This is a genomic window from Candidatus Thiodiazotropha sp. AKAK3 (assembly GCF_058244645.1).
The window spans coordinates 1-24,777 of sequence record NZ_JBSYOQ010000065.1; the positions used below are offsets into that span (position 1 = coordinate 1).

Annotated in this window: 20 protein-coding genes; 5 read left to right on the forward strand and 15 right to left on the reverse strand. The window is 50.1% G+C overall.

All coding sequences use genetic code 11. From position 1 onward, the window contains the following. Positions 1-242: 242 nt before the first annotated feature. The 9 genes from AC4IE7_RS16665 to AC4IE7_RS16705 form a co-directional block, all read right to left on the reverse strand. Complete coding sequence (locus AC4IE7_RS16665) at positions 243-953, reverse strand: sulfite exporter TauE/SafE family protein (RefSeq protein ID WP_490777989.1); 711 nt, start codon at positions 951-953, stop codon at positions 243-245. A gap of 7 nt (positions 954-960) precedes the next feature. Then, positions 961-1,767, reverse strand: a complete 807-nt coding sequence (locus tag AC4IE7_RS16670) for an acyl-CoA dehydratase activase (protein ID WP_490777990.1) — start codon at positions 1,765-1,767, stop codon at positions 961-963. Then, positions 1,764-3,035, reverse strand: coding sequence for a double-cubane-cluster-containing anaerobic reductase (locus AC4IE7_RS16675; protein ID WP_490777991.1), 1,272 nt, complete (start codon positions 3,033-3,035; stop codon positions 1,764-1,766). The genes AC4IE7_RS16670 and AC4IE7_RS16675 overlap by 4 nt, the downstream gene beginning before the upstream one ends. Continuing rightward, positions 3,022-4,005, reverse strand: coding sequence for a 4Fe-4S binding protein (locus tag AC4IE7_RS16680; RefSeq protein ID WP_490777992.1), 984 nt, complete (start codon positions 4,003-4,005; stop codon positions 3,022-3,024). The genes AC4IE7_RS16675 and AC4IE7_RS16680 overlap by 14 nt, the downstream gene beginning before the upstream one ends. 35 nt (positions 4,006-4,040) lie before the next feature. Beyond that, positions 4,041-5,015 (reverse strand): hypothetical protein, encoded by a 975-nt coding sequence (locus tag AC4IE7_RS16685; RefSeq protein WP_490777993.1) that lies wholly within the window; start codon positions 5,013-5,015, stop codon positions 4,041-4,043. An 87-nt stretch (positions 5,016-5,102) separates the two neighbouring features. Next, on the reverse strand, positions 5,103-7,136 hold the full coding sequence (locus tag AC4IE7_RS16690; RefSeq protein WP_490777994.1) for a TonB-dependent receptor: 2,034 nt from the start codon (positions 7,134-7,136) through the stop codon (positions 5,103-5,105). A 1,210-nt stretch (positions 7,137-8,346) separates the two neighbouring features. Further along, a complete protein-coding gene (locus AC4IE7_RS16695) occupies positions 8,347-11,475 on the reverse strand; it encodes an efflux RND transporter permease subunit (protein ID WP_490777995.1) in 3,129 nt (1,042 codons plus the stop codon). Next, positions 11,472-12,674 (reverse strand): efflux RND transporter periplasmic adaptor subunit, encoded by a 1,203-nt coding sequence (locus AC4IE7_RS16700; protein ID WP_490777996.1) that lies wholly within the window; start codon positions 12,672-12,674, stop codon positions 11,472-11,474. Before AC4IE7_RS16700 ends, AC4IE7_RS16695 begins: the two co-directional genes overlap by 4 nt. Next, positions 12,671-14,068, reverse strand: a complete 1,398-nt coding sequence (locus tag AC4IE7_RS16705) for an efflux transporter outer membrane subunit (protein ID WP_490777997.1) — start codon at positions 14,066-14,068, stop codon at positions 12,671-12,673. The genes AC4IE7_RS16700 and AC4IE7_RS16705 overlap by 4 nt, the downstream gene beginning before the upstream one ends. Before the next feature lie 651 nt (positions 14,069-14,719). Here AC4IE7_RS16705 and AC4IE7_RS16710 point away from each other — a divergent pair. Next, entirely contained in the window at positions 14,720-14,836 is a 117-nt protein-coding gene (locus tag AC4IE7_RS16710) for a GyrI-like domain-containing protein (protein ID WP_490778035.1), read from the forward strand. Between the two features lie 697 nt (positions 14,837-15,533). On the opposite strand, the gene AC4IE7_RS16715 is transcribed toward AC4IE7_RS16710, so the two are convergent. After that, positions 15,534-16,151, reverse strand: a complete 618-nt coding sequence (locus AC4IE7_RS16715) for a DUF1294 domain-containing protein (protein ID WP_490777998.1) — start codon at positions 16,149-16,151, stop codon at positions 15,534-15,536. Between the two features lie 283 nt (positions 16,152-16,434). On the opposite strand from AC4IE7_RS16715, the gene AC4IE7_RS16720 reads away from it, so the two are divergent. Then, positions 16,435-16,917, forward strand: a complete 483-nt coding sequence (locus AC4IE7_RS16720; protein ID WP_490777999.1) for a hypothetical protein — start codon at positions 16,435-16,437, stop codon at positions 16,915-16,917. 37 nt (positions 16,918-16,954) lie between these two features. Here the strand turns inward: AC4IE7_RS16720 and AC4IE7_RS16725 are convergent, their stop codons facing one another. The 3 genes from AC4IE7_RS16725 to AC4IE7_RS16735 all read right to left on the reverse strand — a co-directional run bounded on the left by AC4IE7_RS16725 (position 16,955) and on the right by AC4IE7_RS16735 (position 18,332). Continuing rightward, positions 16,955-17,131 carry an ABC transporter permease gene (locus AC4IE7_RS16725; protein ID WP_490778000.1) on the reverse strand — a complete coding sequence of 59 codons (177 nt, stop codon included), beginning with the start codon at positions 17,129-17,131 and terminating at the stop codon, positions 16,955-16,957. Next, positions 17,103-17,417, reverse strand: a complete 315-nt coding sequence (locus AC4IE7_RS16730) for an ABC transporter permease (protein ID WP_490778001.1) — start codon at positions 17,415-17,417, stop codon at positions 17,103-17,105. The genes AC4IE7_RS16725 and AC4IE7_RS16730 overlap by 29 nt, the downstream gene beginning before the upstream one ends. 108 nt (positions 17,418-17,525) lie before the next feature. Beyond that, a complete protein-coding gene (locus AC4IE7_RS16735) occupies positions 17,526-18,332 on the reverse strand; it encodes a MipA/OmpV family protein (protein WP_490778002.1) in 807 nt (268 codons plus the stop codon). A gap of 378 nt (positions 18,333-18,710) precedes the next feature. On the opposite strand from AC4IE7_RS16735, the gene AC4IE7_RS16740 reads away from it, so the two are divergent. The 3 genes from AC4IE7_RS16740 (at position 18,711) to AC4IE7_RS16750 (ending at position 22,218) form a co-directional block, all read left to right on the forward strand. Beyond that, entirely contained in the window at positions 18,711-19,457 is a 747-nt protein-coding gene (locus AC4IE7_RS16740) for a hypothetical protein (protein WP_490778003.1), read from the forward strand. A gap of 546 nt (positions 19,458-20,003) precedes the next feature. Beyond that, positions 20,004-21,821, forward strand: coding sequence for an ATP-binding protein (locus tag AC4IE7_RS16745; protein ID WP_490778004.1), 1,818 nt, complete (start codon positions 20,004-20,006; stop codon positions 21,819-21,821). After that, positions 21,811-22,218, forward strand: a complete 408-nt coding sequence (locus AC4IE7_RS16750) for a GNAT family N-acetyltransferase (RefSeq protein ID WP_490778005.1) — start codon at positions 21,811-21,813, stop codon at positions 22,216-22,218. The genes AC4IE7_RS16745 and AC4IE7_RS16750 overlap by 11 nt, the downstream gene beginning before the upstream one ends. A gap of 27 nt (positions 22,219-22,245) precedes the next feature. On the opposite strand, the gene AC4IE7_RS16755 is transcribed toward AC4IE7_RS16750, so the two are convergent. Then, positions 22,246-23,832: an ATP-binding protein gene (locus AC4IE7_RS16755; protein WP_490778006.1), complete on the reverse strand. Its 1,587-nt coding sequence runs from the start codon at positions 23,830-23,832 to the stop codon at positions 22,246-22,248. An 8-nt stretch (positions 23,833-23,840) separates the two neighbouring features. Further along, positions 23,841-24,569, reverse strand: coding sequence for a response regulator (locus AC4IE7_RS16760; protein ID WP_490778007.1), 729 nt, complete (start codon positions 24,567-24,569; stop codon positions 23,841-23,843). Positions 24,570-24,777 lie beyond the last annotated feature (208 nt).

Below are 24,777 nucleotides of genomic sequence, written 5' to 3' on the forward strand. Positions count from 1 at the left end.
AATTGATCGGATCGTACCGCATAGGATTCAGTTCATAAGCGCTTCGCGCGCACCCTCTCCCCAACCCCTCTCCCGTCAAGGGAGAGGGGCTTTTAGAGTAATCGTAGGGTGGGGCCATGCCCCACCAAGTGTGCCGAAATGTCATAAAAAACACTTCGTCTGATTTTTTTGGTTAAGTGGAAAGAAGTACTATCCTCGAAGGGATGCAAAAGTTATTGCATGCCAGGTCTCTCTATTAGTGATTATCGCCACAGATTACCAATCCCACTCAGTATAAGAAGGCCGGCACTCAGTCGAATGATGATCAACTGTCTATGCTGAAGCTGCTCTCGCAGACGGCTACCGAGATAGGCAGCTCCAATGCCGTAGATAAGAGAAGGGATGATAATGGCACCGACACCGAAACCCAGGCCGAGCATCAGACCATGCCAGGGGCTGGCAACGGCTGCAGCGGAGAAGAGTACCGCCCCGAGTGGTGCACATGGGGTTAGCGTCATGCCTATACCAAGCAGAAAAAGACCACCTGGGAGCAGCGGACGGGGTACGTTGTCTTGAGAGGCAGGCGTGCCAATCTGCTCAACCGGAACCGTGGCAATCGATGATCTACTATCTTTACTGCAGGCTGTGACGCCTGGGCCACGCAGCCACAGTGCGATACCGATCAATATCGTTGCCCCCCCCACTATGGCGCGCACCTGGGTATCGTCGGTGATGGCTCCCTCAAGGTAGTGGCCGGCAATTCCTGCCAAAGTAGCCAGGCTGGCGTAACCGCTCAAACGTCCAACTGAAAAAGGCAGCAGGATGCGCCAGGATCGGCGGATACCACCATCGCTTGCAAGGAATACAGGCCCCAGGTAGGGCAGACAGGCGATGGTGCAGGCACCCATACCGAATACCAGACCAAGCGCCAAAGCCATGGGGAAGGTCACCAGTGTTTGTTCAATCGGAATCATCCCAGGATCACCCCTCCTGCTCCGCATAGTATTCACTGCGGGCCAGAGTGGCCGCGCCAAAAGCGGTAGTGGTCTGAGGATGCTCAGGGACAACCAACTCCCGTTGCAGTTCATCTTCAATGGCGGCCACCAGACCTTTGTTGAGGGCAGGACCGCCATCGAAGTAGACCCGATCCTCAATACCGACCCGCTTCGCCAGGCGCACAGTGCGTTTAGCAATGGAGTAGTGGATTCCGGCGATGATGCTCCCTTTTTGATGACCATTCGCCAGCAGGCCGATGATCTCGGACTCAGCAAATACGGTACAGGTGCTATTGATGGTCATTGGCGCAGCTGTGCTGTTGAAGTGGTAGTCACCAAGCTCTTCCAGATCGATCTCCAGGTTGCGTGCAGCCACGTCTAGGAAGCGTCCGGTGCCGGCGGCGCATTTGTCATTCATGGCGAAGTTGGCCACATGGCCGTCGTCATCAATCTGAATCGCTTTGGAGTCCTGGCCGCCAATGTTGATGATGGTGCGTACGCCACCGAATGCCTTACCGGCCTCGTGTGCGCCGATGGCATTTGCCGTGATCTCACTGATCGAGTCATCCGCCTCCTTGAACAGCTTACGGCCGTAGCCGGTTGCAATGAGGTAGCTTACATCATCCTGGTGTATCTCCTGTTCGGTGAGCAGTCGTGCCAGCGCCTCCTTAGCGTTTTTGTGGAACAGACTGCCAGAGGCAGTGACCTGGACGCCTGCGATAGTGCCACTCTCGTCCACCAGAGCAACCTTGATGGCGGTTGATCCAATATCGATACCTGCGAAATAGTTCATGATCGTTTTTTTCTCTTGCGTGTCTTGATCGATTCAAGAAAGGCTTCAATGCGGGTGGAGAGTTGGCCCATATCATCCGGGCTATAGTCGGTCTCCACATAGAGCATGGGAATGTTTTTGGCGCTGAGTGCATCGGCGATACTGCGTTGCTCCATCTCGTAGACCTGGCAACCCGAGAAGGCCTGATAGACCACGCCATCAGCGGCAAAGCCCTCCGCCAGTTCGAGCAGGCGGCGTTGTCGATCGTCATTACGGGTAAAGATGGGACAGGTACAGGGTTTGAGATAGCGATCCGCAAGGGCATCGACCATATCATTCAGCCGCCATTCGTCCACTGCACTCATGTCATACAGCATACGGTTGGCCGAACAGGTCTCGTCAGCCACCACCACACCACCTGACTCCTCGATCAGTAGCGGTAGCTTGAGGTTGGGAAAGATCGGTGGTGAACCGGTAAAGAGAATGCGGGGTGCTTTGCGCTGAGCAGCTTGAAAGCCCTCCTGCTGGCGCTGTTGAAGTTCAGCATTGAGTGTATCTACCGCCTCTGTCCAGCGCTCTATATCATCGAAGAAGAAAGCATTGGTAACCAGGAAAGCATCCTTTCCAAGGAATAGGGTCGGACTGCTCTTGCGCAGATTGTGCAGGGTGCGAAATGCCGCCTGAGCACGGGCGGTGCGCGCCATCGCTGCTTTGAGCGCTTTGCGGGTCATCTTTTTCCCGGTGACCTTACTCAGCTGAACTGCAAATCGCCGTACTGTCCGTTGCCAGTAGAGTCGCGACTCCTCGCTCTCCTTGGCGGAGGGTAGCTCCAGGTCGTGGACCTGGTAGCCCATTCCCTCGATCATCGTGCTCGCTTTCTTTTTCTGGTCACAGGTGGTTGGGTTGACCACCAGGTCGAGCTCTCCTATGCGGGGGACTGGATTCTCGCTGTTGAGCATGCCTAAGGTCGCTTTGACCAGAGAGCAGGATTTGGCGGGCATGAAGTCACCGCCGATTTGATCATAGTGATAGGAGCCGTTACAGAGTCGTATCGGCGTTGCACCTACCGCATAGATCAACTCCTCCGGCGCCTGGATGCAGGTGGTGCCGATTTGCATGCCCTTTCGTGGCAGCGCTTCACCACGACAGTAGACAGAGCGGAACAGGTCATAGAAATATGCCATGCTTTGCGGGTTATCATCGAAACGATCGGTGATCTGATCGATCACACTCTCCGCCTCTCTGGCCTGTCGGCTCTGGTGAAAGGCTGGTTGTTCAGGACGGGTCACTATCGGCTCCTTTATTCATGCGTTTGATGAATCCCTCTTCGGTCGCTTTAAAGATCGGAATACCAACGAAGGTGGCTTTGAGTGCATCTTCTTCCGGGCAGGCAGCGACACACTTCAGACACATGATGCAGTCATCCTTCATGATGCGTGGATCATCCACCTGATCAGCAATTTCCGGGATCTCCATATCGCATACCCGGTAGCAGTCGCCACAGCGGGTGCACTTGCTGCCATCTTTTTTCAATTTCAGAAACGCGGGCTTGCTTACCAGATAGTGGAGTGCAGCCATCGGGCAGAAGAAGCAGAAGAAACGTTTTTTTATAAAGGCACCTGCGAAAAAGAGTCCAGTGATCAACATCCCAAGGCCGGTCAGAACCATGCTGGTCTTGCTGGAGAAGTCGATGGTGAACTGTGAGTAGTCTCCGGTGAACAGAGGGATAATCATGCGTCCTGGACAGATGTCGCAGAAAGGTGTGCCCATGCTGTGAGGCAATAAACCGCCACCGATCGCCAAAGGGATCAGAATGGTAAGCGCCAGCAATCCATATTTGACCCAGGTCAGAGTGCGGAATGAGCGTTCGCTATAGCGGGCGAAGTGTATACCCAGGGCACGGCGCAGGCTGCTGAGCCAATCCTGCAGGGTGCCGAGAGGACAGGCGTAACCACACCAGGCCTTGTTGAGCACAATGAACCAGAGGGTGAAATAGAGAAAGCCCTGCAAGACCGCGATACCGGCCCAGCTGAAGAGTCGTTCCCAGGAGCCACTGAGTTGATGCTGCAAGGGCAGCAGATAACAGACACCACCACGTCCCTGGTCGTTAAATCCGCAGGCGAAGGTGGGCAGGCTGTTACCCAGGTTGATCGCCAGATATCCACCATAGACAAACAGTACGAAGAAGCCGAGCTGCAGCCAGAAACGGAATCGCTTGAGATCAGCGTTATAAACGCGTTGCCGAATGTTAGCCAGCATGATTAAACCCTCTATGGCTGAGCCTGTGGTTCCATTTAGTCATCGAACCGAACCTCTTTGTATGGCCGCACCCGACGACGACGATAGAGATAGATGGAGAGCCCGCTGAAAGTAAGCCCGAACAGACCGAACGTTAAGCCGTAGCCATAGGATTGATAGTCGCGGCTGGAGGGGAAATAGGCGCCAGGCAGGGTTGCTATATAACTCACCTCTTTGTAATCCTCTCCCTGGTAGCTACCTATTTCATCGCTCTGCAGTCTGGCGACTGCCAGGAACTCCTGCCGATGACGCGACTTGAACAGCTCCCAACTGGGGAAATAGTCACGAATAATGGTGAATTTAACCCGTCCCTGCTCATCGCTGGTCGAACTGTTCTGCCAACCCGAGCTGGTGTGGAGTGTTACCTCGGCACCTGATACGGGTTCTCCGTAGGCCAACACTAGCAAGGAGATGAGATCACCATAGGCAACCCGGCCATGAAAATTCTCATCTGGCAGACGCTCGCGCACGATCTCTAACGGGATAACAGATAGATGGTTTGGTGGCATCAAGTCTTTGACGTGGTCGTGGCCTTCTCGACAGCTGTGTTTGAGTACCTCTGCTTTTGCAGTAGTTATTTCTAATCGGTTGTTCTCTACCAGGCGTTGGGTCAGGTAGGCGTTGTAGAAGCCCTCATCAGGCATGTTGAAGAGCAGTTGTGCCTGTTGATCCTTTACCGGTTGTTTCAGTTTGCCTTGCTTTTTATCAGGCGTGATCAACTCCGCAGACAGTTTACCTTCGGGTGCAACATAGGCAGCTTCAGCCAGTCTCTCCCCGCTGCGTATCCATAGTCGTTTTCGCGATACACCACGTGGCCCTCGCTCTATCGGCCCACCATGAGATCGGCGTTGAAGACTTGCCGACTCTTCATCTGGCGGAGCATCTGATAACCACAGTGGTACGTTTGCATGGATGCTCTGACTACACAGTGCCAGGAGGAAAAATGTTCCTTGCCAGATCTTTCTCTTCATGATTGATGCTCTCCTGGAAGACGCCGCAATTCACTGCGGCGTCCAGATTCAACCTGAATCCGTGGATTCAGGATTGCCAAATTTTGCCTACCAGTTATAAGCGATACCGGCATAGAGGGTTCTTGGTTTACCGGACTCATACTTACGACCGCTACGGGAGCTATAGGAGATCCGCTCTGCATATTTTTTATCAGCCAGGTTCGATACGTGTCCCCAATAGGACCAGGAACCACGCTCGTATGAAACACGAAGATTGAAAATACTGGGGCGGTACGCCTTGCCTTGCGGATCGCTGTTATCAGTTGAGGTGTAGTAGTCGGAGGTGCGATTCCACTCCAACTCGGCTTTGAGCCCCTGAACTGGCATCCAGATAGTGCGTAAGTCGATATGATGCTTGGGCGAGTAGGCTAGAGTGTTGCCACTATAGTCATTGGTGCCGTCGACGAAGTCGACATACTCATTGTCGGCATAGGTATGGGTCACGTCGAAGCGCAAGCTCTTGAATGGCTTCCAGCCGAGCATGGTCTCCAAACCTTGGACACGTACCTCACCGGCATTGACGTACATTTCGAGTTCGTCCTCTGTCACCAGCATATCTTTAATGTTGGTGTGGTAGAGGGCAAAATCGTAACTCAATTTTGCTGGACGATATTGACCTCGGAAGCCTAACTCGTAGTTTTCCGCCTTCTCGGGATCAAGGTCGGGATTGGGGGCTGTACCCCGGCTGCCGACAAATAGATTGGTGCGGCTTGGGGCAACGAAACCTTGTCCATAACCGAACCAGAGACTGTTCTCTTTGTCCAGTTTGTAAGTAATGCCGGCTTTGGGGCTGGTATTGCTGAAAGTAGTTGATTCGTCATACTCGGTGGTCGTGCCACGTGAAATTGTGTAGCCCTCAGCTGAGTAGCGGATACGGTCATAGCGTGCGCCCAGGGAGACGCGGACTTTGTCAATTGGTGTAAATTCGTACTGGGCAAATGGCGAGGTATTGTTGGCTACCACATCCCAGTGCTGGGCAATGCTGCTGGAGGTGGTGCGCTCAGTATAGGTATCTGAGTCCGATGAGCTACGTACCAGGTCAGTACCGACAATGAAAAGAGAATCCAATGTTTCAAGACTATGGCGATAGAGAGCAACTACATTGTGGTTGGTAACATCGCTACTGGAGAAACCGCCGGTCGCGTTGTATGAGGGAGGACCTTCACTCTCAGTGTTCCTAACGCCATAGGAGATCTCGACGCCTGATTGCTCACTGAGATCGTGCTCATACTTGGTGGAGAAAGATTTAGCCTGTGTATCGGTATAGGCGTCTTCGACAGCCGCTTGCATCCAATCTTCTTCGTATTGGGCTTGGGTTAGATTGCTCGGATCCTCAAGGTAAGTGTCAAGGTATTCGGCCCGCATCGTGAGTAACGAGTAGTCACTGGTTTCAAATAGGAGTTTGCCACTGACCTGTTTGCGCTCGTTCTCGGTGCGGTCTTGTGAGCCTTCGAAGTTCAGGCTGTTGGCATCCAAAAAATAACCAACAGAGTTGGCAGTTCCTGCCGCAGAAACGCCAGCTCGCTGACGGTTGTATTGCCCGCCCTCAGCCCAGACCCGGTATTCCGGTTCAAGAGGCGGTTCACGAGTGATGATGTTGATAACCCCACCCAAGGCATTACTACCATAGAGTGCTGAGGCTGGCCCTCTGATTACTTCAACGCGTTCGATATCGAAGGTGTTGGTACTGTCTCCAAAACCGATAGTGCCACTACCGAAAGTTGATCCAATAGAGAGTCCGTCGATCAGATTGATAGTGTAGTTTTTGCCACCCATGGGGATTCGAAGGTTGCGCGACATACTGTAGCCGGGGATGCGTTTCATCAACTCTTCGCGGGCATCGGTGTATTTAATCCTATCCAGCTCCTCCTTTTCGATCACAGTGATGGCAGCTGTAGTGTCTTGCACTTCAGATTCGAATCTTGTTGCGGTAACCGATATGGAAGGCACCCCTTCTTCATCAGACTCATCATCGAGAGGCTGCTCAGCTTGGGCCCCCAGGGAGATGAACATACCTATCACCAGGGCAGTGCGTTTAAAACCTTGCCTGGAACGAAGGCGATGATCGAAACATAATTCCACTATTCTCTCCTTACTACTGTTCTACTGTTCTACTATCAGAAAGCACTGATTAAGCCTGTGCCATGCAGATTGGCTATCAATGACTTGTTCAGAGATTCCCCTGTTACCTGGGTGTGATTTTGTTATCTGAAGTCAGCACTCAGTTTGAAATTTTCCATCAAGCAAACTCACCACGTACGCCAAAGCGGATGACCGGGGTCATTTTAAAAATCACATTTTGGGTAACGGGTATAGGTACCGAGTATGAGGAAGTGCGCAAGCGTATCTACACTCTGCTTTTTCTACATCATATTGAGTTAACTTGGCGTCACTTTTTTCTACTTAGAAGTAATCTGTCTGGGTTATCTCTCCTTAGATTAAGATGCTGATTTCAGTCACGAGAACTACTTCAGCTGCTATTACACTGCTCAAGAAACATGCCATTTGTAATTGATTGATTGTTATAGAGATGATTTTTCCTACAGCTTAAATATAAGGTCATATAACTTAAGGGATGGGTGATATCCCGCATTGAGGTGCAGATAGATGAGAGGCGTGTGGGTCGAAAGGGGAGTGACCAATGGGTTGAAATAGAATTGAGTAGAGGTCAGCAACTGAGCTGAATAACAAGTTGCATTTTAAGAGAAATCGGGTGAGGGAGAGAGGGTACTTACTTAGCAGTTTTTTGGTGGGGCATGGCCCCACCCTACGCTTTGAATCAAAGGGTCTTGTCCCACTGCACTCCAATTCACAGGTGGGGCATGGCCCCACCCTACGCTTCGAATCAAAGGTCTTGTCCCACTGCACTCCAATTCACAGGTGGGGCATGGCCCCACCCTACGCTTCGAATCAAAGGATCTTGTCCCACTGCACTCCAATTCACAGGTGGGGCATGGCCCCACCCTACGCTTCGAATCAAAGGGTCTTGTCTCTCTGCACTCCAATTCACAGGTGGGGCATGGCCCCACCCTACGCTTCGAATCAAAGGATCTTGTCCCACTGCACTCCAATTCACAGGTGGGGCATGGCCCCACCCTACGCTTCGAATCAAAGGTCTTGTCCCACTGCACTCCAAATCACAGGTAGGGTGGGGCCATGCCCCACCATAGCAAGGTGAATAGAAGACGGGTGCAGCAGGGCCGCGCCCTTGCTCGAATTTACTCCGGAGCTTCAGGTCATATAACACGAGACTAAAGAAATAACTGGGAGAGTAAGCAACCTCTGATTACTTCTACACCACTTCATTCTGCTCTTCCTCTGCTTGCTCTTTTACCTTACGACCTGTCACTCTTACCACATCATCCATAATCACATATAGGCTTGGCACAAGCAGCAACGTTATAGCAGTTGCAAATAGAATTCCGAAACCCAGGGATATAGCCATCGGGATTAAAAAGCGAGCTTGACGTGAAGTCTCAAAAATCATCGGAGCAAGACCTCCGAATGTAGTTACCGTAGTCAGCAGAATCGGTCTGAATCGACGCACACCCGCAGCAACCATCGCCTGAAATGCAGACAATCCTTCACTACGACGAGCATTGGCATAATCAATCATTACCAGGGCGTCATTCACTACCACACCACCCAGTGCAATTATTCCCATAACGCTGATCAAGCTGAGGTTATAACCCATTATCAGATGCCCTAGTATCGCCCCGACAGCACCAAAAGGAATGGCGCTCATGACGATCATAGGTTGAATATAACTGCGAAAGGGAATAGCCAGCAGCGCATAGATAATGATCAAGGCGCCAGTGACACTAATAAAGAAACTGCGCACAGCATCCCGCATACTTGCCTGGCGTCCTTCGAAACTGTAACTGAGTCCAGGGTAGTCACGTAACAGTGCGGGTAACAACGTCTCTTTGACCTCCGCCAATATCCGAGCTGTCTCACTGATCGGTTCAACATTGGCGGTCACAGTAACTGTTCGTCGACCACCACGTCGGCTGATCTTGGTGAAGGCTCGGCCTGATTCGAATTCCGCCACCTGGGTAAGGGGCACATAGCCGCCATCAGGCGTTCGTATCAGCAGCTGTTCAAGATCGTACAGTCGACTACGTTCACTCTCAGGCAGCCGAACCACTATCTTGACCTCATCGTTACCTCGCTGTTGTCGCAAGGCTTCAGCACCATAAAATGCCGATCTGATCTGACTGCCAATCTCATTACTTGTAAGCCCCAGGCTTCTCGCTGCGGCGGTCAACTTGAAATCAAGTTGCCTCTTCCCTGGGGTAAAACCATCATCGATATCTTTGATGTTGGAGAACTGCTGCAAACGATCCGCCAGTGCACTACTGGCTTGATCAAGCATAACTGTATCCCGATGACTGAGCTCAACACTGATCGATGCGCCACTGCCTGGCCCTCCCCGATCTGACTCGTATCGACTTGATTCCGTACCGGGGATAACACCGACCTCTTTTCGCCATAACCTGGCCACTTGCGCTGTGCTGATGGGACGCTCATCCGGGGATTGCAGATAGGCGCGAACGGAGACCTTGTTTTCATCCACCAGGGCAAATGTCCCCTTGCTGAGTCTCTCTCCCCCATTCTCTTCAACCACCTTATCAAGCGCAGTAAGTAGACGATCACGCACAGCTTCGACCCGTGCCATTGGTGTACCCACTGGCATGGTCACCCGGGTATCAGCACGATCAGACTCCACCTTGGGCATGAGAATAAAGTTCATGCGTCCACTCAGGGGAAGGGATATCACCACCGCCATAATTGCCAACGCACAGGTCACAGTAAAATAGCGATGACGAACCGTTGTATGCAGGAAAGGCCCGTAATAGTCTTCGACAAAATGGCGGAATGCGAGACTGAATCGCTGCTGGCGCTGATGCAACGCTTCACCCAAACGGGTACTGCGCTTATCTCGCACATGGGCTAAATGGGCCGGTAGTATAAACAGAGCCTCCAGCCAGGAGATCAGGAAGACACTGCTCACAACCAGTGGGATCACCCCCCAGATCTTGCCGAACGATCCAGGGATAAACAGCATCGGCATAAATGCAACGATATTGGTTAGAATACTGAAACTGATTGGTATGGAAATATCCTGAGCACCACGGATAGATGCTTCCAGAAACCCCATACCCCGCTGGCGATATTCGTAGATATTCTCGCCTGCGATGATGGCATCATCCACGACGATACCCAGCGCAACAATAAAGGCGAACAGGGAGACCATATTGATCGAGACATCCACCCCTGGCAGAAACAGTAATGCGCCTAGAAAAGCGGTGGGAATACCCACAGTCACCCAGAAAGCCAGTTTGAACTCCAAAAACAGACTGAGCAAAACCAGTACCAGCATCAACCCCATAAAACCGTTCTTTAACAACAGACGGAGTCGTTGCTGGTAGATTTCTGATCGATCCCTGAGTATCGCCACCTCGATCTGCGGCGGCAGGTTGGCCTCAATTTCGGGTAACACATCTCGGACTGCTTCTGAAACTCCGAGGGGCGTCTGCTCCCCTACCCGGGAGACATTAACGCCAATCGCGCGCTTACCATCGAAGGTCGCAATCCGATTGCTGTCGGCAAAGCCTTCACTGACATCGGCTATATCCCCAAGCCTGAGTAGAACGCCACCTTCGCCGTTGATAATGGGCAAAGCTGCAAATTCAGTCGCCCACTGACGACGCTCTTTAACCCGTAACAGAATCTCACCACCCTGGGTTTCGAGGGTACCGCCAGCACGATCGACAGCCATCGCCCGCACTGTCTGAGCCACCTCGGTCAAGGTCAGTCTATGGGAACGCAGCACTGCTTCAGGGATTGAGATATGCACTTCCAGATCACGGGCGCCTTCGAGATCCACCTGAGTGATGCCGGATTGTTGCAGTAGACCCTCCCGCACACGCTGGGCCGCATGGTAGAGGGCCTGTTCATCGGCGTCGCCATAGACCTGGATATCTATAACGCCATGTTTATGTACATCCAGGGTAATACTGGGGCGCTCAGTCTCTGATGGCAGGGTCGTGACCCGCGCCACCGCTTGCTGCACATCCTGATAGAGCTTCTGGGCATCGGCGTCTGTGAGCAGATCTATGGTGACCGAGGCACTACCCTCAGATGCTGTGGAGTGCACCTCATCAATACCTTCGAGAGTGCGCACTGCCTCTTCCACCGCCAGTATCACACCCTGCTCCACCTCTTCCGGGGTAGCACCGGGATAAGCAATACTCACTGTGACCCGATCCATTTCGAAGGCAGGAAATACCTCCTGCTGAATCTTGGTGGTCATGAACAGACCGCCCAGGATCAATACCAGCATCAGCAGATTCGAGGTGACTGAATTCCTCGCCATCCATGCGATGGGGCCTTTGTTCCAGACTTCGTTAACACTCATGGCCTGGCTCTTTCCTGAGCAAGTCTCAGTGGCATGCCTTCAACGGCCACAGCCAATTCACTGGTAACCACACGATCCCCTGGTTCAAGGCCACCCCGTACAAACACTTGATTGACGCCCCGGTAGACCACTTGCGGAAGACGAATCGCGAGCTTGTCATCTCTGTCCATAACCCATACTTTGTCATCATCTCTCAACCAGCCCCGTTCCAGGGTAACTACATCCTTTAACTCACGCCCTTTGATTTCAGCGCGAACAAAGGCGCCAATCAGCAGCGGCTGCTGGGATGGGTCTTCCAATCCCAGTGGGTCAGTCACCTCAACCAGCAGACGGGCCATTCGGCCTATCTCCTCCAGGTCGCCTCGCAGTCGAATCACGCGGCCTTGCCGAAAATAGCCTCTGTCCCACACCTTGTCCTGATAGATATAAACCTCAGCACCTGGGGTGTCCTGATTAGCTAGATCGATCCAACGAAGCGTAGCGGCAGGTAGTGCCAACTCCACCCAAAAGGTGTCAGTGCCCACCAGGGTTGCGATATTCCCGCCAACCGCAACCCGCGCGCCAAGATCGGTATGACGTTCCAGAATCAAAGCATTGAATGGTGCTGTTACCCGGGTTCGTGTCAGATCCAGCTCTGCAGCGGCCAATATCGCCTCCGCTGAGGCTACACTTGCACGGGCGGTTGCCTGTTGCGGTTCACGTAACATCAGACGGCGCTGTGCCGGTGAAGGCACTGCCTCCTGACTCAGCAGACCAAACTCCTGCTCCGCTACTGCTGCCTTACCCACCTCCAACGCCAGATCCGCCTTGGCTTTGACCAGATCGGCACGACGCTGGCTTAGCGTTGACTCGTAGTCCGCTGTGTCTATCTGCAACATCAGCGATCCCTTGTCAGCATAAGCACCAGGTTCGAACTGTTTACCGATTTCCCGAATCTCGCCCGCCACCTGAGACTGCAGATTGATCTCTCGTGCCGCTTCAACAGTTCCCCAGGCTTCAATACTCAAAGGTACTGTAGCTGAGGTAACCTCAACAACATCAACCAGGCGAGCCTCACGGGTTGGCTTCCCCCGTTTCGCATGTTTGCTTGTATTCATCATATAAGTTACCGCAACTGCAGCCACTACGATTACCACAACCGGCAACACAGCCCGTTTAAGATACCCGGTCAGTGATGACACATGGGTTTTCTGATTCATTGGGGATCATCCTCTGAGGTCATCGACCAGCCACCGGCCAAGGAACTGACCAGATCAATTCGGTAGCTGATCAGCTCACGCCGGGCACTCAATTGCTGACGCTCAAGCGCCTGCCTGGAGCGCAAGGCATCAAGTACTGAAAGGTAATCTGCATCACCCTGGAAATAGCGTTGGCGCTCCTGGGTTGCTACTGTCCCCAAGGCATCTAGCTGTGCATCGATAGTAGCAAGATAGCGTCGCTGACCAGCTTCAGAGACGAGCGCATCCTCCACTTCGACGAGGGCTTCCAACAGCGTTTGAGCATAGTCATTCAGTGACTCTTCGACAACCGCCTGGGTACGTGTTACTTCTGCACGACGCTGACCACCATCAAACAGAGGCGCACTCAGCTGGGCAATAATATTGCCAAGCCAGTTATCAAACACCCCACCGCTGACGCCCGGTGTTGTCAGAGTGGCACTGAGATCAAGACGTGGATAGCGTGCTGCCACGGCCGCCGCCGCCCTGGCATCTGCAGACCGCAAACGTAATAGTGCCGCCTGAAGATCGGGACGACGGCGCAACAGATCCGCAGGCAGGCCAGTAGCTGGCAGAGGCCCCAGCAGAGGCAAGTCAGAGTTCTCTGGCAGGCTCGTACCGCCTGGAACACTTCCCACAAGAATCGCCAACTGGTGTTCCAGATTGCGAAGCTGAGTCTCCGCCTGTGTTGCCTCGCCCTCGGTCTGGGCCAGTAGCTGACGCTGGCGATAGACATCACTGGCATTCACCTGACCGATGCGGAACCTGGCTTCAATCAGTTTCAACAGCTGTCGATTCAGTTCGAGCTGACTCTCTATAAGCTTGCGTTGCGCCCGCTGCTCCAACAGCTGATACCAGGTATCTGCCAGAGTTACACTGAGACTCAAGGCCGCCGTCTGCAGGTCAGCTTCTGAAGCCTCGGCATCCAGAGTCGCCGCATCAGCTGTGGCCTGAACACGCCCCCAAAGATCAAGCTCATAGGCGGCGTAGAGCCCAAACTGGCGACTGGTACTCCCCTTCGCTTCATTCGAATCCTGATGGGTAACACTACCTCTCATGTCCAGGCTTGGCAGTCGTGCTGCACCCTCCCGTAGCGCCACGGCTTCAAATTGCTGCAACCGTGCCCAGGCAGCACGCAAGGAGAAATTATCGGCCAAGGCCTGTTCTATCAGGTGCTCGAGACCCGAATCGGAAAAATCTCGCCACCAGCGATCCGAAACTGGACGCTCACCACCCTCAACACTGAATTGCGCAGGCGGTTTCAATGGCAATGCCTCACGAGAAGGCATAGCGCTACAAGCCGACAGCAACCAAGCCACCAGAAGGAGTGAAAAGCAAAAATGGTGGGAACAACAACGCAGTAACAAACAGCACACCCTTAGTTAAGCCAGGAATCCGGTCAAAATATTGCTCATCATTATCCCGACCTGACAGAGAATGGAAAACTCTTTTCTTGTATCACAATGTGTCTTCTTACTCCTTTGAAACATCTTGACACAATCGAGACTCTGTCAGGTTTGAAATATTCATTTCTAACCGATTGATTGATGCTGCAGCGGCAGAGATAGGTTAGCTTGCTTGTGTACGACAGCAGAATTGCAGATATTCTCAATCTGGAAGTCACTCACCTCCGGCCGGGCATCGACAACATAACACCACTCTCTGACATTTATCAGTGGCAGAGTGAGTGTATAACGATAAAAGTGCGCTACGTATCCACCTGGCCAGAAAAAGGAGCACGCTCAGTCAGGATAGAGATCAATATTCACCCTACAGTGTCCGCCTGATTGAGGAGATATCAACGTGAAGCAAGGGCAAGTCACAAAATATGCGGATCGAATGAACCGAGTTTTCGATAAGATCGATCAACATCTTGATGAGGATCTATCAATTGATCAGCTGATATACCTGTGAATGCGCAAGGGGTGACAACGAAACGAATTCCAGCAGGCCGCTGTGCGAAGGTACGCCACATCGGTTCTACGGATCGTATCGACGAGAGCATCTACCCCTAATATCGCGACTGGCTGCCAGAGAGCGGCGAAGAGTTACGGGATTTTCCACCCTTCTTCCACTACTTGAAGCGGGTTCCGGATGTACCGGAACACGAACAGATAACAGATATCTATCTGCCTTTAAAATAAGACTCCTCGAAAAAACCCGGAGGTCGATTTTGAATGACAACCCCCAACAACCAACCGAAAGATATAGACAGAATTGAGTTAAATTGTAATATCTTGCGGAGGTCAGCCCTCAATACCGAAATTGCCAAAATGATTGACGAGCTGAAAACCAACGATCACCATATCACCACTATCCGGAATAGATTCAGAAGCTGAATTCCACCAAAAGCCATGATGAATCGTAGGGTGGGGCCATGCCCCACCTGCAGGGTGTGGTTTTCAAAAAACCCAGATATTTATTCATTACCAGCAGCGTATCTATATCGACTCATCAGGTGGTTTTATTTCAGTTGGGCATGGTGCGGCAGGGCCGCACCCTCGCCTATTCACCTTACCATGGTGGGGCATGGCCCCACCCTACCTGTGAGTTAGAGTGTGGTGGAGCAAGACCTTTCATTCAAAGCGTAGGGTGGGGCCATGCCCCACCTGCAGGGTAAGGTTTTTCTAAAAAACCCAGATATTTATTCATTACCAGCAGCGTCTCTATACCGACTCATCAGCTGGTTTGGTTTTAGTTGGGCATGGTGCGGCAGGGCTGTACCCTCGCCTATTCACCTAACCATGGTGGGGCATGGCCCCACCCTACCTGTGATTTAGAGTGTGGTGAGGTAAGACCTTTGATTCGAAGCGTAGGGTGGGGCCATGCCCCACCTGGCACTCAAGTTACCGCACCAATTACTGATCGCCATAAAACCCCACCCTGTGGTGTAAGTAGCCCTATCAATGCCGCACAGTTCAGCACAACAGTCATCCAAAAGAGTGCCCGAAATGGCTGCTTCTTTGTTTTATGTCGCAAATGGCTTTGCGCCATCAATGCACCAGGCCAACCGCCAACAAGAGACATTAGATGGAGCGCATTCTCACTGGTACGCCAACCGCCTCTTACTGCAGCGACCTTATCAAGCGCATAGGCAGAAAAAGTTATTGCACTGGCAACAACATAGAGAAATATGACCGGTACTGGAATGAGGGAGAGATAGACAGCTCCACCAACAAACATCAGGAAACCTAATACTGAAAGGTTTGCCAGAACGCTTGAAGAAACTTTTCGCTTTACAGTTTTAGCAACACCGGCAATATTAGCTTTATCAGCACATGGCCTGCCACGGGAATCGCTCGAAATCGAATAGGTAACAACATCGCCAACGACTGGACGACGAGCCCTGTTCGCAAAGGCTTTGATATGAACAAATGTTCGCTTACCTCCAGCAAGCGGAACGATGAATCCATAACCTTTATCGTCATACCAGGATGTGATTTTTCCCTTTCTTCGCACCAATATACCTCGTCAAAGATTATGTACCATATGGTTGATCGGTTCATCTTACAAGAGCAAGGGGCTTGATAGTTCCTGGCGCTTGATAACACAAATTGCTAATGTCAATTGCAAACAAATCTTCTACAATCATACTTGGCTTTACGAGCTTATATTAATAACAGGGGTCGGAGTCGAGAGTCCACATATCGTGAATTACTTCAAAAAATAAACTAGTGCGATTCTATATCAAACCATTCAGCTCTCGATTCGACTCCGACCCCGGGAGATACGAGATATCAAAATGAGCAAAAACAACAGGGATGATTACCAATCATTATGGGAAAAACTATCAGTCGAATGTTTCAATAAATGCTGGGAATATATCGACAAAGAAAGCCGAAGTGTTGAAGATAATGAGGAGATGATACTTCTGGCTTCTACCTCTCTCTGGAGTTGGAAAAACCGCTCCGATTGCACACCTCAGAACCTATCAACAGCTTATTGGCAAATGGCGAGAGTTCACTGTCTGTCCGGCAACCTGCAAATTGCTGAAGAGTATGGCAAAAGAAATGTGGAAATTTCAAAAAAACATCAACTACCTCCTTTTTTCCTCGGGTATGCCTATGAAAATTTAATTCAATGCTCTGTTCTCTCCAACAACCTGCATGAGGCAAAGGCGTATCTTCAACTGGCAAAGGAGCAATTGGAGAGAATAAAGATTGAATCTAATAGAGAGTTACTTTCGGCTGACCTCAAAACATATAGCCAAGCAGTTGAAAAATGATCATGACAATATCTGTTTTCATTTACTGAAATTGACCCTAGTCTCTACGTAAGGCTTCAACAGGTAGATAGTTTGCGGCCCGTCTTGCAGGATAGTAACCAGAGGCCAGGCCCACCAGAACCGAAACGATTAATCCTGTTAAAACACCACTCAGCGTTGGCATCAACGGAAAACCGGTGACCAGATCAAGCACGCACCGCAGGGCAACACTCACCCCGTAATATCGCCAGGTCACGGGTCTCCACCCCAGAGCCTGTGCGTACTCGTCTCTGTGGATCTTTATCTCCATAATCACGAAACACCCATACTGAACGCAGCCCAAAAGTCTCCAGCTCTTTCAAGACGAATGCTTTACCCCCACTGCTTACCGCACTGACAGTCATCACTGCTGCAATACCGATGGCAATACCAACCACACTAAGCAGTGATCTCAAGCGGTTCTGCCATAGGGCATAGATTGCTTCATTCAAAAGCTCGATGAAGACCCGCAAACCGTTCACACCACCACTCCATCATGCAGCATGATCACCCGATCAGCATCAGCCCAAGGAACAGCAGAGCAACGATCGTCAATACAAGAGTGCGCTTCAGTTTCATATCGGTTGAGATCAGAAATGGTATACCGCGCCGATAAAGCCACCAGCCATATTACGCTTATCAACGATGGGACTGTCACCGATACCATCACCTAAACGTCCGACACCAACGCCACCAACCAAATGGGTATGCTTCGTAAGTTGATACTCTGCCTGAATGCCAAGGAATGGCGTGACAGTGGATCTCCCTTGATAGGCCTCACGTTGGGAATTCACCTCATCCTCGTCAACACCAAAGTAGTAGTCAGCCAGGTCACTGCTTTGCCAACTGACTCCAACCTCAGGTCTCAATGTCCAACCACTAAACTGCATGGGATAGGCATAACTGACAACCAGCTCCTGACCTTTCGAACGACCGCTGATATCTGCCAAAAGTTGTCCATTCAACTGACCGAGTTCACTGCCCCAGCTGAAATCTATGCCGGCATCAAAGCCAGGTTTACGTTTATGTAAACCCTCCAGCTCATCATTGTCATCAGGGTCAATACCCATGGCACGAAATCGTCCTACCAGGTCAAGGTTAAAATTTTCTTCTTTAATCAGACTGTATCCCAGGCCACCAAAATTTGTGCTTCCATTGAAGTAAGAGAGGCCAGGGTTACCCAGATTGGCATGAAAGCGATCCCCCCGGTAGGCCACTACCGGAACCAGTGCAGCATAACCGTCTTCACCGACAACCGGATTACGCCCTCCCCCCAGATTGGCGCCGACAAGCCATTCACCAGCGGATGTCTGAGCAGATAGAAGTGATATACCCAGGGCAAGCGCAACAGTCGGGATATTGCTCGTACTTGAAGAGTGAAAAACAGGGTTTTGCATAGTAACGTCTCCTTTTTATTGATTGACGTCACCAGAGTAAGAAACCGGCCTGTTAATGTCTGTGGTGGTATTGTTTGGGAATGTATCTCTCTGTAACAGACTCTTGTAAAAGGCCTGCCATTCCCTGCGAGCCACGCCTTGATCTGACGTATTGGGGCGGCTCTGAATGGTACAGAATCTATGACGAGGTACACTAGTGCCTGCAGAATTCTGAATCATGGACGATATGCATTAAGCGCAGTTCAATTTTCAGCGTAGATTAAGTAACTAATAGATTTTAGAAATATCCATTAAAACTATATAGTTAGCCCTTATCTCAGCGCTTGAGCCAAATTGTCAGCTAATAGTATTTTTTTTCGTATTGCAGCAGGTAGCAGGATGTTCAGGTTATTCTCAGCTCTATTTACCGCGATGGTAGTCAGCACAACGTCAGTCTGGGCGACACCGGTCTTATATATCAATGACAGTGCGAGCTTTGAAGACGCTACAGAAAACCTGATCTTCAGCCATGAGAGTTTCGAACAGACCTCGCAACAGTGGTCAGAACGTTGTGGTGATGTTTCACCTGACGCCTGTGCACCGTCCAACCGCTATGCCGAACAGCTACAATTTGACCAGGTCAATGTCTCCACTGAAGAGGGTGAACACTTCAGACTCGAAACAGCCTACAAAAATAGTGGAGACTTTGTCAGTGACGGCCTCTCTTCTATCTCTGCTGCCCCAGGTGGCTATCAGAATTGGGGACCGGTGACATTCAGCTTTGAAAATGCGATCAATGCGATTCAGTTCGACCTGCTGGATGTAGCCACCTCTATTGGTGACACTGTACTGACCTTCACAACCAACAGTGGATATGAGTCACTTCTGTTCCACCTGCCGGGATCAGACGATAATAACGGCCGATTGGATATCATCTCTTTCTACGACCCTACTCAGAGCTTTACAGCTTTCACGCTCAACTTTGACTGTTCTCAAGCAACAGGTTCGAGTTGCGCCACTGACGATTTAGTGGGCGTGGATGCCATGCGTTTTGCTGCGGTACCTGAGCCAGATCTGCGCTATCTGATGTTCGCCGGCTTGCTCATGTTACCTTGGCGCACCCGGCGCTATTGCAGAAATCGATAGATCATCCATTGGCAGATAGCTGACTGATTTAAAGACAACCACAAACCTATCACTGTTTAATTAACCCACAAATTCACCATTACCCTCCATCCCAACTTCAAGAGACTCTTGAAAACAAACACAAAACAGACGTAGGGTGGGGCCATGCCCCACCATAAGGCGTTAGATGCAAAGTCCTAGTGGTGGCTAACAGACCCTAGATCATGAGTTAACAGCAGCAACATCACTACAGTGTTTATCACCCTATTTTGTAGGGCAAAGCCCCACACCACAGCAAGTTGATAGCTACATTTTTCTCGCAGCAGTCATACCTTAGAGTATGAGTAATTTAAACTGACGGGTTGAAGCAACAATGACACTGATTACAAATATTTGAAAGTTGATGCTATATTGTAAACCCTATTTAATTTAGGAGGTTACTCGATGCCACATAAATGCCAGACAGCAGATGAGCAGTAGTTCTATTCATGAGGAACATCTCCTTTATACTAGGCAGGATTAAAAAATAATCCGCCAAAGCCAAGAAGAGAGACCTGGAAAACCATCTTGATAGTCGATACTAAGCTAAGCCTGGAGTTAGCAAAGGAGTATTACAAGCTAGCAATAAAATCCAGTATCGGTTTTTATGCTTTACTTGCACTGGTTACCTATTTCTACTGGGATTATATTTCGACACCGATTCTGCTTTCCCTGGTAGGCTTTAGCTGCATCACTGCGACTCTCTTCCTAATCTCTGCCTATCTATTCAAACGACTTGGAACAGAGGTCAATGCTGCGCGCTGGTTGAGAATCTTTACTTTTCTCGCACTACTCAATGACATACCCTGGGGATTGATTGGCCTAGCAGGCTACTCGATAGAGGTAGAGACCTATCAGACGATAACCCTGTTTATGCTTGCAGGTATAACTGCAGGTGGCATCATAACCCGCGCTTCGATATTCAAGAATTATGTTTTCTCACTTGTAGCAATACTCTCACCAATCTCTTTCACACTGGCGCTGGAGAATTCTGAAAAATCTATAATCATGCTAGGCATGATACTGATCTATACCCTCTTCGTGCTATCAGCAGCAAAAGAGTACAGCACAGCCATAACTCGAAATATTCGCCTCTGGCTTGATAATGAGAAACTGGTCAGTGAGCTAAGAAACTCAAACGCAAACGTTGAAGAGGCCAGGGAGAGAGCAGAACAGGCGAACATTGCCAAAAGCCAATTTTTGGCCACGATAAGTCACGAACTTCGCACGCCACTGAATGGCGTTATAGGTTTTACCGATTTATTGCAGAGTGAACCACTTGATTTGAAATATAAAGAGTCTGTAGATCAGATTGAAAAAGCCGGTAAGAGTCTTCTGCATATCGTAAATGATATTCTTGATATCACTGCTATCGAAGCAGGGCATATTCACATCACTGAGGAGTCTTTTTCTCTAACTAAGGAGATGCAGGACCTTGTTGCCATGCTCCAGCCCATAGCCAACAAAAAAGGGTTATCCTTCACATTGAAAGTCGATAGTGACGTAGAGGATGTGATACGCGGAGATGTCAGTCGAGTTCGACAGATTGTGGGCAACCTGTTATCCAATGGACTTAAGTATACCGAATCTGGGTATGTCACTCTTCATATCAGTACAAAAGAGAAGTCACCAGATAGCACAATTCTAATATTTGACATACAAGATTCCGGCATTGGCATCCCTACAGATAAATTGACCTCCATATTTGAGAACTTTACACGACTAGAGGGGTTTGAGACTCGTCGAAATGAAGGAACCGGCCTCGGCCTGGCTATTGTCAAGAACCTGGTAAATCGGTTGGGTGGTCAGCTTTATGTCCAGAGCGAAGTTGCTCAGGGAACCTGCTTCAGTTTAATTCTGAGATTTGAATCAGGGAATAGGAACGAAATAGTTGAAAAACAAAAACCCGTCAATACTGATACCGAGTTACACAACCTAAAAGTGCTTATCGTTGACGACAACGATATAAATCGTCGACTGCTTAATGTCTTTCTCACCAAGCTGGGCGCAAAATTTGATGAGGCTAAAAATGGAACAGAAGCTCTGAAGCGAATGCGTAACGAACAATATGATGTTGTACTGCTTGATATTCAAATGCCCGACATCACTGGCCTGGAGGTTGCAGCTGTAGTTCTTGAAGAGTTTCAATCCCCACCTATACTGATCGCTATTACAGCTCATGCATTTCCTGAACAACGCAATAGCATACTCGATGCAGGCTTTACTGATTTCCTGAGTAAACCAGTCACGTTGAATGTGCTTACAAATATGCTCCTCAAGGTTTATGAGGAGAAATCCGAAAATTTCTTTCACAGCAGAGAAACACCGAATCAACATGGAAGTTAAAATTCAAATCAACGATTCGATTGAAGAGAATGAAGTGGTTGAGCTGTACCGTGCAAATGGATGGTCTTCAGCTGAAAAACCAAAACCACTATTACTCGCCTTAGAAAACTCCCACACACTGGTAACAGCTCGCATTGATGGTAAATTAGTTGGTATTGGCAACGCGATATCAGATGGGCATTTAGTTGTTTACTACCCACACATGCTGGTTCACCCGGTGTACCAAGGCAAAGGAATTGGTTCCAAAATGATGCACGCCATGCAGTCAATCTATAAAGAGTTTCACCAGCAGATGTTAACTGCTGACATTAATGCAATCGAGTTTTATAAAACAGTAGGCTTTGAACCAGCGGTGAATACTCAATCGATGTGGATTTATGAAGGTAACGATCACTAGTGTGCTGTACCTGAATAGATATCATACTCAGACTTGTGTAGCTGGCCAGGCAACAATAAAACGTGCCCCACCACTGTCGGCACGCTCTACCCAAACCTTGCCATCATGCCAACGCACAATCTGCTGCACAATGGCCAACCCCAAGCCAACACCACCAGATTCCCGGTCTCGTGCAGCGTCCAGTCTGGCAAAAGGTTTGAATATTCGCTCGCTCTCTTTCTCAGGCACTCCGGCACCATCATCTTCAACAACGATTCTAGCCATACCCTCTCGATACTCCCCTCTGATCACTAAACTCGATTCTGCGTGACGACGTCCATTTCTGAGTAGATTCTTAACCGCTCTGCCCATCAGTTTTGAATCGAGAGCAACTTGTAGTTGATCATATTTTGCCTGTGAAATAAGTTCAGGCTTAAGTTCTGAAAAATCATCCTCAATCTCAATCAGCAGTGCCTGCAGCCAATCCTGCAAGTAGACGGTATCCAACACCAATTCCGGACGCTCCCGGTCGAGACGTGAATAGCTGAGCGATTCATTCACCAACTCTTCCAGCTCAACAATATCTTTGCGCATGGCGGTGATATGGCGATCTCTATCCTCCTCTGCAAGCGGTTCTGCCAACATATCCACACGAAAGCGTAAGCGGGCTATTGGTGTACGCAGTTCATGGGAGACTGCTCCGGTCAACTCTCTGTGAGATAGAATCAGCTTTTGTATACGCTTTGCCATGGCATTAAAGGTCTCAGCCAGGGCTTTCAGAGCCGCACCTTTACCTACTGTCAAACGGGTATCGAGATCCCCTGCTCCTAGCCTGCTGACCCCTTGATCAAAACGGTTCAACTCCCGCCACACAGGACGCACCCAGAGGTAGACAGCCAAAGCAACCACTAAGGCAAAAACAACCAGTAACAGCATATTGAAATGGCGCAATACAAAAGGCGCTTCATAAGGCCCGGCGCGAAACACCAGATCAGAATCAAGCACTCGGGCATAGTAAGTTTCACGGCTATCCTGCATACCGAGCACTACAACCTTGCCTGCTTTTATCTCAGTCAACCGGTCTGCTGGTAGCGAAGGGTCATCGAGGGGCAGCAAACTCAACGGCATTTTGAATCTTTGGCCCAGCATCTGCAGAACCTGTGGCCACTCTGCCTGCTCTTTCTGCAGAAACAGATCTTCAATCAAACGTACTATACCCTCGACATCCTCCACCTCCTGCTGCTCTTGACTCACACCCAGAGCCAACATCAGATAACGATCAGAAGCGGGCACTCGTTTGTAAAACCGAGTCTGGCCATCCTTGTCAGTAAAAACAAATTCACCCTGCTTGAGTTCGGATTGTTCGGAAACCTCCGTTGGCAACTCATCAAAATCGAATAACACCAAGCCACTTTTGAAATTTACTTCCAGCTCAACAATCACCTGATCCCATTCGTCATTGGGTCTGGCTTTCAATCTATCTTCCACCAGACCAAAAACGCCAAACATGGAACGTTCATAGTGATCATGAATCGTCCCTTTCAGTGCCACTTCGGGCAGCCAGATGAGCCCTAAAACAAAAAGGGTACAGGTAAAAAAGAGTACGCCGTAGAGGGTAAGGTAGAGCCGCACCATGATTCCGATCAGCCCCAGGCATCTGGCACGAACAGATAACCCCGTCCGCGCACTGTCTTGATGCGGTAGGGTCGATGGGCGTTGTCGTTCAGTTTACGTCGCAATCTCGAAATACCAATATCCACAGAACGATCCAAGCCGTCATAACCAAAACCGCGCAACGTCTTCAATGCACTATCCCGGTCAACTACTCTGCCGGCAGTGCCAGCCAGCAACCACAACAGATCAAATTCCCCCGTTGAAAGCTCAATCGGCTCTCCATTGAGGGTTGAGGTTCTTGCACTGGCATCAACATGCAATCCACCAAAGGTAAGTTGATCACCTACAGGAGTAGTTGGTGGGGAGGTGATAACGCGATATCGTCGCAGTAAGGATCGCAGTCGAGCCAGTAGCACACGAGGTTCAACAGGCTTGGTCAGATAGTCATCAGCACCCAACTCCAATCCCACCACTTCATCCACATCCTCATCCCGGGCGGTGAACATGGCGATAGGGCCGTTAAACTCCGCCCGGATCTCACGACAGATCTCCAAGCCATCACGCCCTGGCAGATTCAGATCCAACACCAGAATATCCGGCTTGAGTGTTCGCACTCTCTCGATCGCTGTATCCCCTCGATGCTGCAGATGCACTTCAAATTCATATCTCTGCAGATACTCCTGCACCAACCCTGCCAGCTGAACATCGTCTTCCACCAACAGCACCCTGGGCGGTCTATCTGTGGTATTTTCGTGCATTTAAAAAAACCTCTACTTTCGTCACCCCTGACATTAGCACGCCATGCGCAAAAAGCCTGTTGCGCTGGGTATTCGACTGTAACATAGTGTAACAACCTGCCTGCATCCCAGGTATTTACTAACCAGGCCATCGATATTAATACACGACGGCCTGTCATTAAATATATGAGGATAGGGGCTACAAGCATGACTCAGCTCGGTGTTGCGG

Bases quoted from the DNA above. Each gene is read 5' to 3' on its own strand.
- AC4IE7_RS16665 (WP_490777989.1), bottom strand. From the start codon at position 953: ATGATTCCGATTGAACAAACACTGGTGACCTTCCCCATGGCTTTGGCG.
- AC4IE7_RS16670 (WP_490777990.1), bottom strand. From the start codon at position 1,767: ATGAACTATTTCGCAGGTATCGATATTGGATCAACCGCCATCAAGGTT.
- AC4IE7_RS16680 (WP_490777992.1), bottom strand. From the start codon at position 4,005: ATGCTGGCTAACATTCGGCAACGCGTTTATAACGCTGATCTCAAGCGA.
- AC4IE7_RS16685 (WP_490777993.1), bottom strand. From the start codon at position 5,015: ATGAAGAGAAAGATCTGGCAAGGAACATTTTTCCTCCTGGCACTGTGT.
- AC4IE7_RS16695 (WP_490777995.1), bottom strand. From the start codon at position 11,475: ATGAGTGTTAACGAAGTCTGGAACAAAGGCCCCATCGCATGGATGGCG.
- AC4IE7_RS16700 (WP_490777996.1), bottom strand. From the start codon at position 12,674: ATGAATCAGAAAACCCATGTGTCATCACTGACCGGGTATCTTAAACGG.
- AC4IE7_RS16720 (WP_490777999.1), top strand. From the start codon at position 16,435: ATGAGCAAAAACAACAGGGATGATTACCAATCATTATGGGAAAAACTA.
- AC4IE7_RS16735 (WP_490778002.1), bottom strand. From the start codon at position 18,332: ATGCAAAACCCTGTTTTTCACTCTTCAAGTACGAGCAATATCCCGACT.
- AC4IE7_RS16740 (WP_490778003.1), top strand. From the start codon at position 18,711: ATGTTCAGGTTATTCTCAGCTCTATTTACCGCGATGGTAGTCAGCACA.
- AC4IE7_RS16750 (WP_490778005.1), top strand. From the start codon at position 21,811: ATGGAAGTTAAAATTCAAATCAACGATTCGATTGAAGAGAATGAAGTG.
- AC4IE7_RS16755 (WP_490778006.1), bottom strand. From the start codon at position 23,832: ATGGTGCGGCTCTACCTTACCCTCTACGGCGTACTCTTTTTTACCTGT.
- AC4IE7_RS16760 (WP_490778007.1), bottom strand. From the start codon at position 24,569: ATGCACGAAAATACCACAGATAGACCGCCCAGGGTGCTGTTGGTGGAA.